A 16648-nucleotide genomic window follows, 5' to 3' on the forward strand; every position below is an offset into this window, starting at 1 on the left:
CAAGCCGGCAGAAGGGACTGATCGTGAGCGGACCCGAAGCGGACTTGGCCGGATGGTCGGCGGCACCGTTCACCGGCGGCGGCTACACCCACGACGTCTTTCGCAAAGGCTCAGGCCCCGGAGTGGTGCTGATCCCGGAGATGCCGGGCATCCATCCCGGCGTGCTGGCGCTGGGAAACCACCTGGTGGACAACGGATTCACGGTGGCCATTCCGTCGTTGTTCGGCAAGCCGGGCAAGGCGGTGTCGATCGGTTATGTGGCGCTCGAAATCTCCCGCGGATGTGTGGCCAAGGAGTTCGCGGCGATGGCCACCAACAAGGAGCGGCCGGTATCGATCTTTCTGCGCGCGCTGGCGCGTGATCTCAACGCGTCCACACCGGGCAAGGGGGTGGGGGTGATCGGGCAATGCTTCACCGGCGGTTTTGCGTTGGCCGCCGCCGTCGATGACAGCGTGCTCGCCCCGGTGCTCAGTCAGCCGTCGGTGCCGCTGCCGCTGACGTCCGCGCAGCGCAGTGACCCCGGGCTAAGTGAGTCCGAGCTCCAGGTGGTCGCCGATCGTTGTGCGAATGAGGGGCTGTGCGCCATCGGTTTGCGCTTCAGCGAGGACAAGACGGCGCCGCGTGAGCGGTTCAGTACGCTCAAGGCGCGTCTGGGTGACGCGTTTGAGGTGATCGAGATCGATTCCGGCCCGGGCAACCCGGACGGCTTTGGCCGGATGGCGCATTCGGTACTCACCGAAGAGGTTCGTGAGGTGGATGGCCATCCGGCGTATGAGGCCCGTAAGCGCGTGGTCGAGTTCCTCACTGAGCGGTTGAGTCAGTAGCCGCGTTTGCCGGCGCATTCCCGGTTCTGCGGGGCAACCAGTTGCGGCGGGCGGGCTTGGCGCTGCGGTCCTTGAGTCCGACGCCCTTGTACACGGCCAGATAGACGTCGATCGTGGTGACGATGAGGATCATCAGCACCGGACCGATGATGATCCCCCCACGGGCCGAACATGCCGATGCCGGCGAATACCGACGTCAGCATGAGCGCCGAATTGAGCCGGGCATCGCGTGGAACCAGAATCGGTCGCAAGAAGTTGTCGATATTGGTGACCACCAGCAAGTGCCACAAGACGACGAACGCGCCGCCGCCGATATTGCCATAGGACGCCATCCCGATACCGAATGGAATTGTCACGATTCCGCCGCCGAGCGGAATGATGGACATTGCGGTGAGCAGGATCGCGAAAATGAAGAACCCGTGGTGAAATCCGGCGACGTAGATGGACGCGGCACCGGCAACGCCTTGACACAGCGCGATGACGAACTGACCGATCACGGTGCCGCGCACCATCGAGCCCATCTTGCGCAAGTACAAATCTGTGACTTCTTCACCCAGCGGGTTGAGCTGACCGATCAGTGTCCGCAGTTTCTCGCGGTTGAGCAGCAGTGCCATGAACACGTACAGAAAGATGATTCCCGAGGTAACCGCGCCGGCCAGGCTGCCGGCCGCATTCTGCAGAAAGTGCAGCAGCCACTGGCCGACGTTTTGAGCCACCGAGATCATCATTTTGCGCAGTGCCTCCGCCGTCACGGTGACATGCAAGAACGGCACTCGGGCCAGGAGCTCATTGACCAGCTGCAGGGCCTTGTCGCCGAGACTGCTCAGGTCGGTTGTCTTGACCCAGCCGGCAATGTTCTCCACCATCCGGGCAATCTGGACGACCGCCAGGCCGAACAGCAGCCCAACCGGGACGATGACCACCACCAATGCCGTCAACAGGGTGAGGGCAGGGCTCCGGCGTTGTTGATTAGCAGGCTTGTGAGCTGGGTTGATGATCTTTGGTGCCGCGCTATTGGGGCCGGAGTGTAGGCACGGGCTATCTGGAGAACGATCGAGTTGGTTACTGTTCGTCGTTGGCCTGGAGTTGCCCGTGCCTACCGTTTCAGTATTGCCTGTGTCGTCGGTTCCAGAGGTGTTCGACCGCTGGAGTCCTGGTGAGCGCAGCGGGCTCATCGGATCGGAGTTTCTCGATGTGTTGGCCTCGGTGCCAGACCCGAGGGACCCACGCGGTCGGAGGTATTCGCTGATGGCTTTGTTGGCGATCGCGGTTCTGGCCACTGCCGCGGGGATGCGCGGCTATGCTGGTTTTGCCACATGGGCGGCCACCGCTCCCGATGATGTGTTGGCCCAATTAGGGGTCCGGTTCCGGCGGCCCAGTGAGAAGACCTTCCGCGCTGTTTTGTCTCGGCTAGACCCCGCCGACCTCAACGCCAGGATGGGCAGTTACTTCACTGCACACGTGGCCAGCAGCGACCCCAGTGGATTGGTGCCGATCGCGTTGGACGGCAAGATGCTGCGTGGTGCTTTACGCGCCAAAGCGACAGCCACGCATCTCGTGTCGGTGTTCGCCCACCGTGCCCGATTGGTGCTCGGTCAACTCGCTGTCGCCGAGAAAAGCAATGAAATTCCCTGCGTACGTGCCCTGCTCACGCTGCTGCCGGGTAGCTTGCGGTGGCTGGTCACCGTGGATGCGATGCATACCCAGGTCGTCACCGCGAAGTTGATCTGCGCCACCTTGAAGTCGCACTACCTGATGATCGTCAAGTCCAACCAAGCCAAAATACTTGCGCGTATCACCGCGCTGCCCTGGGCCGAGGTGCCCGCAGCCGCTACCGACGACTCCCGCGGCCACGGCCGTGTCGAGACCCGCACCCTGCAAATCATCACCGCTGCACGAGGAATCGGCTTCCCCTACGCAAAACAAATCATCCGGATCACTCGTGAACGCTTGATCACCGCCACCGACCAGCGCAGCGTGGAGGTGGTCTATGCCATCTGCAGCCTGCCGTTCGAGCACGCCCGCCCTACCGCGATCATGACCTGGATGCGTCAACACTGGGGAATCGAGAACAGCCTGCACTGGATACGCGACGTCACCTTCGACGAAGACCGTCAAAGGGCACATACCGGAAACGGCGCACAGGTCCTAGCAACGCTACGCAACACCGCGATCAATCTGCACCGCCTCAACGGCGCCGACAACATCGCCGAAGCCTGCCGGATCACCGCTTTGACCGCCAACCGCCGCCTAGACCTCCTCAATCCACAATTCCCCAGCTCACAAGCCTGCTAATCAACAACGCCGGAGCCCTGAGGGTGAGGGTCGCCGACAGGCCCGCGTTCAGCCGCTTGTTGAACCAATTGAACAGCGGTGTGAACAGATATGCGCCGACGCCGGCCACCACAATCAGCACGAAATAGCTGCGCAGGAAGTAGGCGCCGAATAGCAGGGCGGCCAGCGTGACAATCGCCAGAGCGCGTTTCTGACTGAGCGTGAATTCGGTGTTCACTGGACCGGGGCCCGCCCTCCGCGTCGGTGTTGAGCGCAACCTTAGCCGCAGACAGTGTTGTTGTTCGGGCGCTTATCCCGTGCGCCCTGAGCACTCCGGTGCCATTGACCGCTGGGTGTGGCCCTTTCGGCAGCTGTGCGATTGCCAGTCGTTAACCTGAGCCAAGGGGAACAGGAGTTTTCACAATTATGACCAGTGACATCAGACGAATGGCGAGTGACGGCTATGTGGTCGAAACCGCCTACGGGCCGGTCCGGGGCGCCGAAGACGGCATTGCAGCGGCCGGTAGCGGGGTTCGGACTAAATCGTGGAAGGGCATCCGGTATGGAGCGCCGCCCGTGGGCGAGCTGCGGTTCCGGGCCCCACAGCCACCCCAACCATGGACCGAGATCGCCGATGCCACCGCTTTCGGGCCGGTCTGCCCTCAGCCGGTGCTGGCCAACATGCCTATCGACCTCGGCGCGCCGCAGGACGAAGACTGTCTACGGCTGAACATCTGGGCGCCAGCGAACACCGCACCCGGTGCCGCGAAACCGGTGATGGTGTGGTTGCACGGTGGCGCATACATGCTGGGCTCGGCAAGTCAGGCCCTCTATGACGGCCGGAGGTTGGCCAGCAGCGGTGAGGTCATCGTGGTGACGGTGAACTATCGGCTCGGCGCTCTGGGCTTCCTGGACCTGTCGTCGTTGAGCCATGCCGGACGGAGTTTTGATTCCAACGTCGGGCTGCGTGATGTGCTGGCTGCATTGCATTGGGTACGCGAGAACATCGCGGCGTTCGGCGGCGATCCCGCCAACATCACGCTGTTCGGTGAATCCGCCGGTGCGGGGCTGGTGACGACGCTGCTGGTGACCCCGGCGGCTCGGGGCTTGTTCTCCCGCGCGATCGCCCAAAGCTCGCCGGCTACCTCGGTATACGACCGGGAAAGGGCGCAGCGTGTCGCGGTGCACCTGCTCGACAAGCTGGGAATCGCCGCTAGCGACGTGGACAAACTGACGCAGCTGCCCACCGCGGCGATCGTTGCCGCCTCGACAGAAGTATTCAACGAAGTGCCGGTGCGTAACCCCGGCACGTTGGCGTTCGTCCCGATCGTCGACGGCGATGTGCTCACCGACTATCCGGTGAAGGTCGCTCAGGAGGGCCGCTCGCACCCGGTCCCATTGCTGATCGGCACCAACAAGCATGAAGCCGCGCTGTTCCGGCTGATGCGATCGCCGCTGATGCCGATCACGCCGCGCGCGATCACGTCCATGTTCACCCAGATCGCCGCCGAGCAGCCCGACCTGCAATTGCCGACCGAAGAGGAGATCGGGCTGGCCTATTCCCGGCTGCGGCGCAGGGCCAGGCCGCTCAGCATCGCCACCGACGTCGGCTTTCGGATGCCATCGGTATGGCTGGCCGAGGGCCACAGCAGGGTGGCGCCGGTGTACTTGTACCGCTTCGACTACTCCACGCCGCTGGTGAAGCTGTTGCTGGTCCGGGCTGCTCACGCGACCGAGCTGCCCTACGTCTGGGGCAATCTCGGGGGACCGCAGGACCCCACCTTGCGACTCGGTGGCGCGAAAACCGCCAAGACCGTCTCCAAGAGGATGCGGACCCGGTGGATCAACTTTGCTACCCAGGACAATCCCGCGGGCCCCGCCGGTGAACCGGACTGGCCGGCTTACCAGGACGGCGACCGCGCTTGCCTGGTCATCGACAAGTCCGACAGGGTTGCGCGCGATATCGACGCACCCATTCGCGCCGCCTGGGGCCGGGAGGTCGTGGGTTTCCGGTAGGCGGACCATGGGGTGTCTGTTTCACGTTCGTCACAGGTGGGCAGACGACGAAGGCGGGACGCTGCTCCGTTCTTTGCCGCGCGGTGTGCGCAATGCGGGCCGAAGACACCCAATGCGGCGTCACAAATCTTGACGTGGTGGTGACGGTCGGCGTGCCGGTTGTCCTCTCGGGCGCCGCGCGGCTGCCGCGCGAGCGGGACCGGTCGAGCCATCGCTGGACGGTCGGACTGGTGATGTCGAGGTGTCGTGCGGGGTCCCCGTGTCGTTCGCTACCCGTTCAACCCATGCTGGCCGATCAGTGAACCCCCGGATCCCCCCACACCCGGGCCGCCCGGTTGGGTGCCGGTGCCGTCGCTGCCGCCATTGCCGCCGTTGCCGATCACCCATGCATCGCCACCTTTGCCCCCGTCGCCGCCGGTGCCACCGGCGACCGAGGTGATCCCGCCGGCGCCACCGTTACCGCCGTTGCCGATCAGCCCAGCATGTCCTCCGGCTCCACCGGTCCCGCCCTGACCAGGCACGCTGAAGCCGCCCCAGCCGCCGGTGCCGCCGGCACCGCCATTGCCGAGCAGGATGCCCGCGTTGCCGCCGCCCCCTCCCTGGCCACCGTGGAGACCCGCGGCGCCACCGTCGCCCCCGTTGTCCCCCGCTCCTACTAGCGGGCCGGCTCGGCCGCCGGCGCCGCCTGCCCCGCCGTTGTCGTGGCCAACCCCGCCGTCGCCACCGTTACCGCCGGCGCCCAGCAGGCCGCCGGCGCCGCCCGCGCCGCCCGCGCCGCCATCGGCCGGTTGCCCGTTGCCGCCGTCACCACCGTCGCCACCGGATCCATAGAGCAAGCCGCCACGACCGCCTGCTCCACCGGCTGCGCCATTGGTGCCGCCGGTTCCGCCGTCGCCGCCGGAGCCGCCGTCGCCGAACAGCCCGCCCGAGCCACCCGCTCCACCCAGGCCCCCCTGGTGGCCGCCGTTGCCGCCATTGCCGCCGAGCCCGCCGGATCCGTAGAGCGTGCCGCCGCTTCCGCCGGTGCCTCCGGTTCCGCCGATGGCGTCATCGGCTTGCCCGCCATCACCACCGGCGCCGCCCGCGCCCAGTAGTCCACCGGTCCCACCGGGACCACCCGTGCCGCCGACCTGGTGCGCGCTGACGCCTCCAACCCCGCCTTTGCCGCCCGAATCCAAGAAGCCGCCCGCGCCGCCTGCCCCGCCGCTGCCGCCGTTGCCGTCCAAGGAGCCCCCGCCGGTGCCGCCGTTGCCGCCGTTGCCGAACAGGCCGCCGGCTCCGCCTGCTCCGCCGTTGCCGCCCGCACCCCCAGGCAGCCCGAAGCCGCCCACACCACCGGCACCACCGGCGCCCAACAATCCTGCGGCGCCACCGTTGCCGCCGTTGGTGCCCGCAGCGCCGGAGCCCCCGGACCCGCCGTTGCCGATCAATAGTCCACCCGGCCCGCCGTCTTGGCCGGTTCCCGGTGCTCCGTTGGTGCCATTGCCGATCAGCGGGCGGCCAATCAATGCCTGGGTGGGGGCGTTGATGATGTCGAGCAGTTGCTGCCCGGCATTGGCGGCTTCGGCGCTGGCATACCGATCGGCGCCAGCAGCCAACGCTTGTACGAATCGCGCATGAACATCCGCGGCTCGAGTGCTCAGCGCTTGATATGCCTGGCCGTACGCGCGAAAACCTGCGGCGATGGCCACCGACACCTCGTCATCGGCTGCAGCCAGGAGCCCCGTGGTCGGAACTGCCGCAGCTGCGTTGGCCGCAACGAGTGTCGTCCTGAGCGAGGACAGGTGGGTAGCGGTGGCAGCGAGCAACTCGGGCTCAGCGATCACAAACGACACCGGGCGCCTCCCATGCGGAACAACCAGAAATGACGGCCGGAAAAGACACCGCATCTTGTTGCTTCCTACTATGAATTTCTCCTATGCCAAGCCGCTACCGGTTGGCAAGTGGTTTGACGGATTTTGTCGGTCGATGTGCCGATGACCGAAGACGGTGTTGGCAAGGCGGCGTGCGAGACAGGGCCGCCGAGGCGAATCCGGGTGACCGCGATGCGGCGCAGGCCGATGTTGAGTTGGGTACGGGTAATTCGGACCGGGCCGGGGGCGCTGGCTGACGATACCGGCGCCGAGCTACCCGGCATGCCGGGCAACAGCGGCCTCGCTTTTGCAGGCGATACCAATGTCGTTACCTGGACCATCCCCTCGGGGCCTGGTCGACCAGAACTTGTCGACCTGTGTCCGTAGACGTCGTGGATTGATGCGTTTCCGCCGGCGCTGATGACTACGGTTTGGTCACGGTCCGTGTCACGATTCGATAAGAACCGATCCGTCTTTTCCGAGACTTTCAGACTTCGCGCGTCACTCTGGTCGCTTGCTTCGCACAGTCACCACGCTTGCCCGGCAGATCACCGGGAAGCGGTCGAATGAGCGAACCCGGTCACCGACCTGGGCCAAATTCCTCCGCTACCTTGGATCCCGGGTATTCGGGAACCTTCAACGATTGATTCGCCAATCCGAAGGAATCAAGTGATGAAGAAAATCATCGGTATTCGTGCGCGCCGGCAAGTGGTGTCCATCAGTGCGGGTTGCCTCCTCGGGGAACTGGCCATCGGATTCCTGGGTGCGCCCCAAGCGGCCGCAGCCGCTGACTGCAGTCCGCAAGGCGTGTCTGCCACCGTGTCGTCGGTGACCGCTTCGGCGCGTCAATATTTGGCGGCCCACGAAGGTGCCAACCAGATAGTCATGGCTGCCTATGGGCAACCGTATGCACCAGCAGCTGCCAGCTTGCGCAGCTATTTCACGGCGCATCCGCAGGAGTACCAGGACCTGCGTGCCATTCTGGCGCCAATCGCTGATACCGAGCGCCAGTGCGATGTGGCGGCGCTGCCGCCGGATCTCGAGTCGGCCTACCACGAATTCATGGCTGGTTGATCCGGGTGCTCAACGATGGCAGGTGCCCCTCCGCTCGGAGAGCACCTGCCATCATCCCGGCGCCACGTTTCTCGGCGGACAGCCCCGATGGGGCTCAGTGGTTGCGCAGCTTGCTGATCAACTCGTCTTTTGTCAGGCACGAATACCTGGACATGCCAAGCTCTTTGGCCCGTTTCTTCAGTTCTGGCACCGTCCAGTCCGGATAGGACCGGGCCTTGCCGCCTTTGCGGCCCACCGAGGAAGTGCCCTGGGCAGCTGCCGCATTGGAAATCCGCGCTGCCCTTTCCTTGGAGCTGCCTTCTTTGCGCAGATCCCGGTATAGCTTCTCGTTCTTGATCGAGGGGTTCGGCATGATCACCTCCTTGGCATGACAGGACTCCCATCCAGGATGCCCGAGCCTGGCGGTGGTCAAACCTGCGCCGGGTTGGTGTCGATCGATCACGTGGTGGTTGGTCAGCCCCGCCTCTGGTGAATCATCGCCACGGTCGCGCCGCCCCCCAGTGTTAACGTGACTTGCTGGCCGCCGGCTAGTTCACCGGCCGCCGGCTTTGACTTCGCTTTTCATCTGGCGGAACAGGTCCACGTAATAGGGCAGGCATTCTTTGAGCGCCTGTTCGGTGGTGAACTTGGGTTCATAACCGAGGTCGCGGCGGGCCTTGTCGACTGAGAAATAGTTGTCCAGGTACAGCCGTTCGACGGCCAGCGGCTCCAGCAGCGGCGCGGGCAATCCGAACCGGAAGTGCAGTCGTTGCCAACCAGTCATCGCCCGGTGCACCATCGGGCCGGAAACCCTTACTCGGGGCCATTTTTCCCCGCATGCTTCCACCACGGGCCGGGCGAACTCGAACATGTTGATCGGCTCTGCGTCGTTGATGAAGTAGGCCTGGCCGGGCGCGCTACCGCCGGGCACCAAATGCTGGGCCGCCAGAATGAAACCGTGAATCAGGTTGCCTACGTAGGAGTTATCCAGCAGTGCTGACTTGGGCCCAACCAGCACCTTGACGTGGCCCTTGATCACGCTTTCGAACAACTTGCGGAACATCAGCTGATCGCCGGTTCCCCAGATGCCGCTAGGACGGATTGCGCAGGTGAGCATTTCATTGTTGCCGTTCTGCGACAACACGAATTTCTCTGCAACCACCTTGGTTTCGGTGTAGAGGTCATTGAACCGATTGGTATAGGGCAGCGTTTCGTCGCCGCCGGCGATGATTTGCCCGCCCATCACCACGCTGTTCGAGGAGGTGTAGACGAACCGCTTCACTCCGGCCTGCTGCCCCTCGCGCACCAGATTCTCGGTACCGCCGACGTTGACCGAGAAACTGCGCTTGCGGTACTCGTCGGTCACCGATGCGCCGCCCATCAGCTCGATGATGGCCGCGGTGTGAAAGACCGTGTCGACAACGTCGACCGCTGTGGCGCAGGTGGCCGCATCGGTGATGTCCCCCTGTAGCACCTCCAACTGCGGATGCGGGGGCAGTGGCGAGGGCGCGCGGTCGAACGAACGCACGTGATGTCCACGGTCGAGCAGCGTGGTCACCAGGTTGGACCCGACAAATCCTGAGCCACCGGTAACCAGGACACGGCCGAGTTCGGTTGTCAGCGATGCATCACCCATGGGCCGAAGCATAACTAAAACGTGTTCCAGTTTGGAATATGGTTCGATACCCAATACTGGCCAAGATCAGTCCTGCTCGGCCTCGCTGGCGGCCAGCGCATCAGCCACCCGCTGACGTGCGCCAGCTAAGTGTTCCTCGCACCTTTTTGCGAGTACCTCGCCTCTTTCCCATAGCTTCAGCGATGTATCGAGGTCCAGTCCGCCCTGTTCGAGGAGGCGCACGACTTCGATCAGTTCGTCGCGACACGCCTCGTAGCCGAGCTGGCTAATGGGTGTAACCGAGTCGGTTTCCCCGTTGTGGTCGTCAAGCTCCATCAACACGTCCCTCGCTTACCGCGGTAACGGCACCGTCGCCTACCCGCACTCGTAGTCTGGTGCCCGCGGGCGCGCCGTCGACCGACCGCAGCACTTCCATTGGTTGACCGGCGGTCGAAACCGTCTGCACCACCGCGTATCCGCGGGCCAGTGTGGCCGCCGGACCCAAGGTGGCCAGCCGCGCACCCAGGTGGCCGATGTTTTCGGTTTCGGTGCTGATCAGCCGGCTGACATCACGCCGAAGCGCTGACCGGGCCCGCTGGATTTCATCGGAGCGGGTGATCAGCGCCTTGAGCGGGTCGGCAAGAACGGGGCGGCTGCGCAACTGGGTCAACGCCCGCTGCTCCCGAGAAACCCAATTGCGCAGCGCTTGTGCACTGCGCCGGCGCAGGTCCGCGACCAGGCGTTGCTCGGCGGCAGTGTCGGGGACTGCCTTCTTGGCCGCGTCGGTCGGGGTGGCCGCGCGCAGATCGGCGACCAGGTCGCACAGCGGATTATCGGGTTCGTGGCCGACCGCACTGATCACGGGTGTGCGGCACGCCGCGATCGCGCGGCACAGTGTCTCGTCGGAAAACGGCAGGAGATCCTCGACGCTGCCGCCACCGCGGGCCACCACGATTACATCGACTTCCAGGTCTGAATCGAGCTCACGCAGTGCTTCGACGATCTGAGCGACGGCCTTGGGCCCCTGCACGGCGGTGTTGCGGACGGCGAATCGCACTGCGGGCCAGCGCGTCGCGGCAACCGTCGTCACGTCACGCTCGGCGGCGCTGGCTCTGCCGGTGATCAGGCCGACAGTGTTGGGCAAGAAGGGAATTGGCCGCTTGAGGCGCGGATCGAAGAGTCCTTCGGCGTCCAGCAGCCGGCGCAGCCGTTCGATCCGGGCCAGCAGCTCACCCACCCCGACAGCGCGAATCTCGTTGAGTCGCAGCGAAAATGTGCCACGCCCGGTATAGAACGAGGGCTTTCCGCAGACTACCACCTGGGTGCCTTCGGTCAATTTCACCGGTGCGCTCAGTACCAGGTCGCGCGGGCATGTGACGGTCAGCGACATGTCCGCCGCGGGGTCGCGCAGCACCATGAACACCGTCTTGGAGTTGGGTCGTATCGTGATCTGGGCTAGTTGCCCCTCAACCCAGACCGTTCCCAACCTGTCGATCCAGCCGGCGACCCGGATGGCCACCGCGCGTACCGGGAACGGGTTCTCGGCCGAATTCGATGCTGCGGCTGGGCTCACTTGGCGGTCGCGCGGGTGATCCTGTTGGCGAGCAGCGTCTGGAACGGGGCACGAGCCTTGGTGGCCTGCTCATAGGCCAGCAGGGCCTCCAGGTCCTCGACACTGAGCGACGCAAGCCGGGCCCGAAGCTGGGCCAGGGTCAGCGACGCATAATCGAGTTTGCCGGCGACTGCAGGTATCTCGGTGCTCGGCTTGGCGGCCGACTTCGGCTGCCTGGCCGGGGCCTTGCGGACCGGCGAGCTGGTTTCCCGGGATTCGGCGGGGTCCGACACCGAATACAACGCGAACCGTCCCTCGGTGCGACGATCGGCGTCCATGCTGTCGGCCAATGCCGTGGCGGACCCTTCCAAGGCGTTTGCATCATCCGGCAAGTCCTCGTCGAAGGTCGCCCACGCGGCCTGTTCGTCCTTCGGCGGAAACAGTGACTCCAGGGTGGAATCGCCCTTGATGACCAACTCGGCCAGGTTCTGTTGAAACAGCATCACCAGGTGCGCCGCCTGGCTGGCCAATGTTATCGGGTACATCAGGATGGTCCGCGGCAGCTTCATGGTCTCCTCGACGGCGACTGTTGCCGCGCCGACAATTAGCCGAACCCCATACGGTGCAGTTGCCATGGGTCCAAGACTGCCTCAAGCGGCGGCGAAGTCCAAGCTAGCCGCGGTGGCATGAGCGCAAATGGTCGGGAATGGCCTAGCCGTGGCGGCAGAAAGTACCCTGAATGGCATGGTGCCGACTATCGACATGGGAATTCCCGGTGCCTCGAGTTCGGTAGCGCACGTCCCGACCCGTAGACGGGTGCTATTGGCCGAGCCGCGAGGTTACTGTGCGGGCGTGGATCGCGCCGTGGAGACGGTCGAGCGAGCGCTGGAAAAGCACGGTCCGCCTGTCTACGTGCGTCACGAGATCGTGCACAACCGCCACGTGGTGGACACCCTGGCCAAGGCGGGTGCGGTATTCGTCGAGGAGACCGATCAGGTTCCCGAGGGAGCCATCGTGGTGTTCTCTGCCCACGGCGTCGCCCCGACGGTCTACGCGGCCGCCGCCGAACGCAACCTGCAGACCATCGACGCCACCTGCCCGCTGGTCACCAAGGTGCACAACGAGGCCAGGCGGTTCGCCCGTAACGACTACGACATCCTGCTGATTGGTCATGAGGGCCATGAGGAGGTCGTCGGAACTGCCGGGGAGGCTCCCGAACACGTACAGCTCGTCGACGGGCTCGACGGCGCCGAGCGGGTGACGATCCGCGACGAAGACAAGGTGGTCTGGCTCTCGCAAACCACGTTGTCGGTGGACGAGACCATGGAGATCGTCGCACGACTGCGCCAACGCTTCCCCAAGCTGCAGGATCCGCCCAGCGACGACATCTGCTATGCGACCCAGAACCGCCAGGTCGCGGTCAAGGCGATGGCACCCGAATGCGACCTTGTGCTGGTCGTCGGCTCGCGCAATTCGTCGAACTCGGTACGGCTGGTCGAGGTGGCGTTGGGTGCGGGCGCCCAAGCCGCCTACCTGGTGGACTGGGCCGACGACATCGATCAGTCGTGGCTGCAAGGTGTCACCACGGTCGGCGTGACGTCGGGGGCTTCGGTCCCCGAGGTGCTGGTACGTGGTGTGCTGGAACGGCTGGCCGAGAGCGGTTATGACATGGTGCAGCCGGTGACCACGGCCAACGAGACATTGGTATTCGCCCTGCCCCGGGAAATCCGGCCGGCGCGCTAGCGATTCCGCCGCGTTACGGCGTCAGACGTCGTACTCCCAGGATTCGGCCTGGGGCCGGCGCGGTGCGCGGGGACGACCCCGGCGATCCGGGCGAGGCTCGTCGCGGTATTGATCGCGGCCCTCGTCGCGGGGCGCCGCCCCGCGATAGCGGACCTGCGAGATCGGGTGGTGTTTCGGGTTGGCGTTGTTGGGCCCGCCGGTGCTGCCGCGCCGGCGGGGGGGCTCGAAGGGTTCAAACGGCTCATAGGGCTCATACGGCTCGTAGCGGCCGGCCCGGCGTTCATACCGATCGAAGGACTCCGGGGCCTCGGGTGGCTCGTATCCGCTGTAGGGATCGAAGCGACTGGTGCGGGGCGCGGGCCGCCCGTAGGACTCGTACGGGTTGCGCCGCGTGTGCGGATCACGCCGCGGCTGGCGCGGCGGCGTGGCGCGCAAGTCCGAGTCACCCGGTGGGCGGGGCCGGCGACGCGCCCGCCGGGGCGGTTCGGCCGCGTCGTTGTCGGGAGGGGGTGTCGGACGGCGGCGCCGCGGACGTTCGGCACCCGGGTCCGGCTGATCTTCTACCGGTGGGCGGGTGCGTCGCGCACGGGTGCGGTCGGTGCGCCGGGTGGTGGACCGACCGCCCGTGGAGCTGCGGCCGCTTCGCGATGACCGCCTGCCCGCTTCGGGTGCTGGCGGGGCCGCATCGGCCACGTCGTCGGGGTCGTCGGAGTCACCGCCCAGCAGGGCACTCAATTTTTCGGCGAGGCTGTGCAAAATCGGCGTTCGTGCGGCGGTGGTGGGTTCGCCGTCGTCACCGGTGGCCAGCGCGCTCGTTCGTTGCACCATCCCGATGTACCACCTGATCAGGCCGATCAGCAGCACCGTACCGGCGGTGCCCAGCATCAATGGGAAACGTTCGATCAGCGGATAGCCGCAATTGATCAGGAGGTCCTTGAACTTGCCGATCTTGGCGGAGTGGAACAACCAGTAGGCACCGGGCACCGTGATGAAGAGGATCAACGGCGGCTGGATGACCGCGGTGAACACGCCCGATTGGCGGACCGCCAGCACCGCGGCGATGCAGCCCACGATGTAGAAGCCGGCGAAAACGTGTGTCAGATCCTTGTGGCCGGCGTCGAACGCGTACCCGAGTGCCGTCGTGCTGACGGCGATGAGAACCGCGCCCCACCACGGAGCACCTGGAATATTGGGAACGATTGAGCGGTGGCTTGGTGGCACCGCTGTTCTCGCCCGGTCCGCTGACACATCTAGACCGTACCGGCAATGCGCCCAAAGGCCCGTAAATACCTGGACAGTAGTCACGGGCGTGCCCCCGGCATCCGCTACGGGGATGGGCGCCCATAAGCCTAGATCGCGGCACCTTAGACTTGGCTCCCTGTGAGCTTGAGCCTGGGAATCGTGGGCCTGCCAAATGTGGGCAAGTCGACACTCTTCAACGCGCTGACACGCAACGACGTGTTGGCAGCCAACTATCCGTTCGCCACCATCGAGCCCAACGAGGGGGTCGTTTTGCTGCCGGACCCGCGACTTGACAAGTTGGCGGAGCTTTTCGGATCGGAACGTATCGTCGCGGCACCGGTGACCTTCGTCGACATCGCCGGACTGGTCAAGGGAGCGTCGAAGGGCGCCGGACTGGGCAACAAGTTCCTGGCGCACATTCGCGAGTGCGACGCGATCTGTCAGGTGGTGCGGGTGTTCCACGACGACGACGTGACCCACGTGTCCGGCCGGGTCGATCCCCGCTCCGATATCGAAGTCGTCGAGACCGAGTTGATCCTGGCCGACATGCAAACCCTCGAACGTGCCGTGCCCAGGCTGGAGAAGGAAGCTCGCAACAACAAGGAGCGCAAGCCCGTCCACGAAGCGGCGCTGGCGGCCCAGGAGGTGCTCGACAGTGGAAAGACACTGTTCGCCGCCGGGGTGGACACCTCCTTGCTGCGTGAACTGAACCTGCTGACCACCAAACCGTTCCTGTACGTGTTCAACGCCGACGAGTCGGTGCTCACCGATGCCGCGCGGGTCGCCCAGCTGCGTGAACTGGTCGCGCCGGCGGACGCCGTCTTCCTGGACGCGGCGATCGAGGCGGAGCTGGTCGAGCTCGACGAGGAATCAGCCGCCGAACTGCTGGAGTCGATCGGACAAACCGAGCGTGGCCTGGACGCGCTGGCCCGCGCCGGCTTCCACACCCTCAACCTGCAGACCTACCTGACGGTGGGGCCCAAGGAGGCCAGGGCCTGGACCATCCACCGTGGCGACACCGCGCCCAAGGCGGCCGGGGTGATCCATACCGACTTTGAAAAGGGCTTCATCAAGGCGGAGATCGTTTCCTTCGACGACCTGTTGGCCGCCGGGTCGATGGCCGCGGCCAAAGCCGCCGGCAAGGTCCGGATGGAGGGCAAGGACTACGTCATGGCCGATGGCGACGTGGTCGAGTTCCGTTTCCAGACCAGCTCCGGCGGTAAGGCAGCAGGGCGCTAGCGCGGATTCGGTCCGAAGATCCGAGGTTAGGAATCCGGCGCCGGTCGGTGTGCTCGTGGCAGGACAGGCGCGCTCGGATGACTGTTCGGGTGCGGTCCGGTCGACGCGATTTTCTGCACCGCACTGTGACCGGACGCAACCGGGGATTTGCCCAAAGGTAGCCGCGATCATGCTTTTTCTTGGCGGGCGCAGCGTCGCATATTTGTCGGGCGTCGGCAATTATGAAATGCGATTCTGAAATTGTTTGGCGCGGTGTCGATTCAATTATTGCTGCTACTATGATCGCGGACATCGATGATATCGACCGAGCCATTCGATTTTGATTCTTGCGATCAGAGCACCGTTCGGTTTGCGCCGTGAGTGGTCACACCCGGTCGTGAATATCGGCGTGATTGGCGCGCCGTCGCATTGGACGGAATTCGCTCGGTAGCGAACGTACAGAAGGGATTCGGCAATGGCTGAACCACTGGCCGTCGATCCGGCTGGCTTAGGTGCTGCGGGGACAAGACTGCGCGGCCTCGTTTTTCCGACGCCGCCGGCGCTGATTGTCGAGGCTGGAACGGATGCGCTATCGGTCGCGATCAATACGGCGATGCCCAACATCGAATCTTCGGTGACCGACTTACTGCCCAGCGCAAAAGCTGACATGGCAAATACTGCGTCGAGCATGGCCACCGCGGTCGACATTTACACGAAGGTCGATGAGTCGCTCGGCGAAAATCTAAGCCAGCATCAATTCCGCGGCTCGGCCCCAATCCTGACCGGCAGCACGGTCACAGATCAGGCAGGTCAGTTCGTTCAGTCGATGGCCACGTCTGCTTGGCAGTGGGCGGACCGCGCACGGCAGGGCGTAGAGACGCTGATCGTCAGCTGTCACCACAGATTTCCGAGGTGGCCGCACAGGTCGCCGAGGCCGGCCCGCAACTGGCTCAACTGGGGTCGCAAGCCGCTTTCGTAGCGCAGTATGCGTCTCCGATGGCGCAATCCATCGGTCAAAGTACGCAACAAATCGTCTCGACGGCATCGCAGGCCGGCGGTGCCGCACCGGCGCAACACGGGTTGCTGGTCGACGACATGAAAGCCGATGACGCCGACGACGAGCGCGACGCCAAGGCCGGGGCGGACGACGCTGGCGCGGCACCCGGCTCCCAGACTCTGGGTGGTGCCCCGATCGAGGGCGGAACCGGCACGACCGCCGACAATCAGTCGGCAGGTCCCGACGTCACGGTGCTCTGAG

General features: G+C 65.0%; 15 protein-coding genes and 2 pseudogenes. 8 read left to right on the plus strand and 9 right to left on the minus strand.

Translation table 11 applies throughout. From position 1 onward, the window contains the following. The first annotated feature begins 23 nt into the window (after positions 1-23). Complete coding sequence (locus tag SHTP_RS05370; protein ID WP_012395928.1) at positions 24-824, plus strand: dienelactone hydrolase family protein; 801 nt, start codon at positions 24-26, stop codon at positions 822-824. On the opposite strand, the pseudogene SHTP_RS05375 reads toward SHTP_RS05370, so the two are convergent. Next, positions 802-1780, minus strand: a pseudogene (locus tag SHTP_RS05375) (AI-2E family transporter); the annotation flags it as partial. The gene SHTP_RS05370 and the pseudogene SHTP_RS05375 overlap by 23 nt on opposite strands. Positions 1781-1916: 136 nt before the next feature. Between SHTP_RS05375 and SHTP_RS05380 the strand changes: the two are divergent. After that, on the plus strand, positions 1917-3119 hold the full coding sequence (locus SHTP_RS05380; RefSeq protein ID WP_420872940.1) for an ISAs1-like element IS2404/ISMul1 family transposase: 1203 nt from the start codon (positions 1917-1919) through the stop codon (positions 3117-3119). A gap of 19 nt (positions 3120-3138) precedes the next feature. On the opposite strand, the pseudogene SHTP_RS05385 reads toward SHTP_RS05380, so the two are convergent. Then, a pseudogene (locus SHTP_RS05385) lies at positions 3139-3336 on the minus strand (AI-2E family transporter); the annotation flags it as partial. Positions 3337-3545: 209 nt separating this feature from the next. Between SHTP_RS05385 and SHTP_RS05390 the strand changes: the two are divergent. Then, entirely contained in the window at positions 3546-5114 is a 1569-nt protein-coding gene (locus tag SHTP_RS05390) for a carboxylesterase/lipase family protein (RefSeq protein WP_096369995.1), read from the plus strand. A gap of 269 nt (positions 5115-5383) precedes the next feature. Here SHTP_RS05390 and SHTP_RS05400 read toward each other — a convergent pair whose 3' ends face one another. Continuing rightward, entirely contained in the window at positions 5384-6949 is a 1566-nt protein-coding gene (locus SHTP_RS05400) for a PE family protein (protein WP_096369996.1), read from the minus strand. Positions 6950-7639: 690 nt separating this feature from the next. Here SHTP_RS05400 and SHTP_RS05410 point away from each other — a divergent pair. After that, positions 7640-8041 carry a heme-binding protein gene (locus SHTP_RS05410; RefSeq protein WP_012395924.1) on the plus strand — a complete coding sequence of 134 codons (402 nt, stop codon included), beginning with the start codon at positions 7640-7642 and terminating at the stop codon, positions 8039-8041. Positions 8042-8135: 94 nt separating this feature from the next. Here SHTP_RS05410 and SHTP_RS05415 read toward each other — a convergent pair whose 3' ends face one another. The 5 genes from SHTP_RS05415 to SHTP_RS05435 form a co-directional block, all read right to left on the minus strand. Next, positions 8136-8393 carry a DUF7218 family protein gene (locus tag SHTP_RS05415; RefSeq protein WP_096372333.1) on the minus strand — a complete coding sequence of 86 codons (258 nt, stop codon included), beginning with the start codon at positions 8391-8393 and terminating at the stop codon, positions 8136-8138. A gap of 180 nt (positions 8394-8573) precedes the next feature. Further along, positions 8574-9668, minus strand: coding sequence for a 3-beta-hydroxysteroid dehydrogenase (locus SHTP_RS05420; RefSeq protein WP_096369997.1), 1095 nt, complete (start codon positions 9666-9668; stop codon positions 8574-8576). A 54-nt stretch (positions 9669-9722) separates the two neighbouring features. Further along, the gene (locus SHTP_RS05425) at positions 9723-9971 is read right to left on the minus strand and encodes an exodeoxyribonuclease VII small subunit (RefSeq protein ID WP_012395921.1); all 249 of its coding nucleotides are present in this window, start codon (positions 9969-9971) and stop codon (positions 9723-9725) included. Then, positions 9961-11208, minus strand: a complete 1248-nt coding sequence (xseA, locus tag SHTP_RS05430; RefSeq protein ID WP_096369998.1) for an exodeoxyribonuclease VII large subunit — start codon at positions 11206-11208, stop codon at positions 9961-9963. The genes SHTP_RS05425 and xseA overlap by 11 nt, the downstream gene beginning before the upstream one ends. Next, positions 11205-11822 carry a lipid droplet-associated protein gene (locus tag SHTP_RS05435; protein WP_096369999.1) on the minus strand — a complete coding sequence of 206 codons (618 nt, stop codon included), beginning with the start codon at positions 11820-11822 and terminating at the stop codon, positions 11205-11207. Before SHTP_RS05435 ends, xseA begins: the two co-directional genes overlap by 4 nt. A 109-nt stretch (positions 11823-11931) precedes the next feature. Between SHTP_RS05435 and SHTP_RS05440 the strand changes: the two genes are divergently transcribed. After that, positions 11932-12930 carry a 4-hydroxy-3-methylbut-2-enyl diphosphate reductase gene (locus SHTP_RS05440; RefSeq protein ID WP_036456486.1) on the plus strand — a complete coding sequence of 333 codons (999 nt, stop codon included), beginning with the start codon at positions 11932-11934 and terminating at the stop codon, positions 12928-12930. Between the two features lie 21 nt (positions 12931-12951). Here the strand turns inward: SHTP_RS05440 and SHTP_RS05445 are convergent, their stop codons facing one another. Beyond that, positions 12952-14178, minus strand: coding sequence for a DUF6542 domain-containing protein (locus tag SHTP_RS05445; protein WP_096370000.1), 1227 nt, complete (start codon positions 14176-14178; stop codon positions 12952-12954). A 132-nt stretch (positions 14179-14310) separates the two neighbouring features. Between SHTP_RS05445 and ychF the strand changes: the two genes are divergently transcribed. From ychF to SHTP_RS28540, 3 genes are all read left to right on the plus strand, one after another. Next, positions 14311-15411, plus strand: a complete 1101-nt coding sequence (gene ychF / locus SHTP_RS05450) for a redox-regulated ATPase YchF (RefSeq protein WP_096370001.1) — start codon at positions 14311-14313, stop codon at positions 15409-15411. 454 nt (positions 15412-15865) lie between these two features. After that, complete coding sequence (locus SHTP_RS28535) at positions 15866-16369, plus strand: hypothetical protein (RefSeq protein WP_231991292.1); 504 nt, start codon at positions 15866-15868, stop codon at positions 16367-16369. A 17-nt stretch (positions 16370-16386) separates the two neighbouring features. Further along, positions 16387-16647 carry a hypothetical protein gene (locus tag SHTP_RS28540; RefSeq protein ID WP_231991293.1) on the plus strand — a complete coding sequence of 87 codons (261 nt, stop codon included), beginning with the start codon at positions 16387-16389 and terminating at the stop codon, positions 16645-16647. Position 16648 lies beyond the last annotated feature (1 nt).

It is taken from the genome of Mycobacterium ulcerans subsp. shinshuense (assembly GCF_002355775.1).
In the GTDB taxonomy this organism is placed as follows: Bacteria; Actinomycetota; Actinomycetes; order Mycobacteriales; family Mycobacteriaceae; genus Mycobacterium; species Mycobacterium marinum.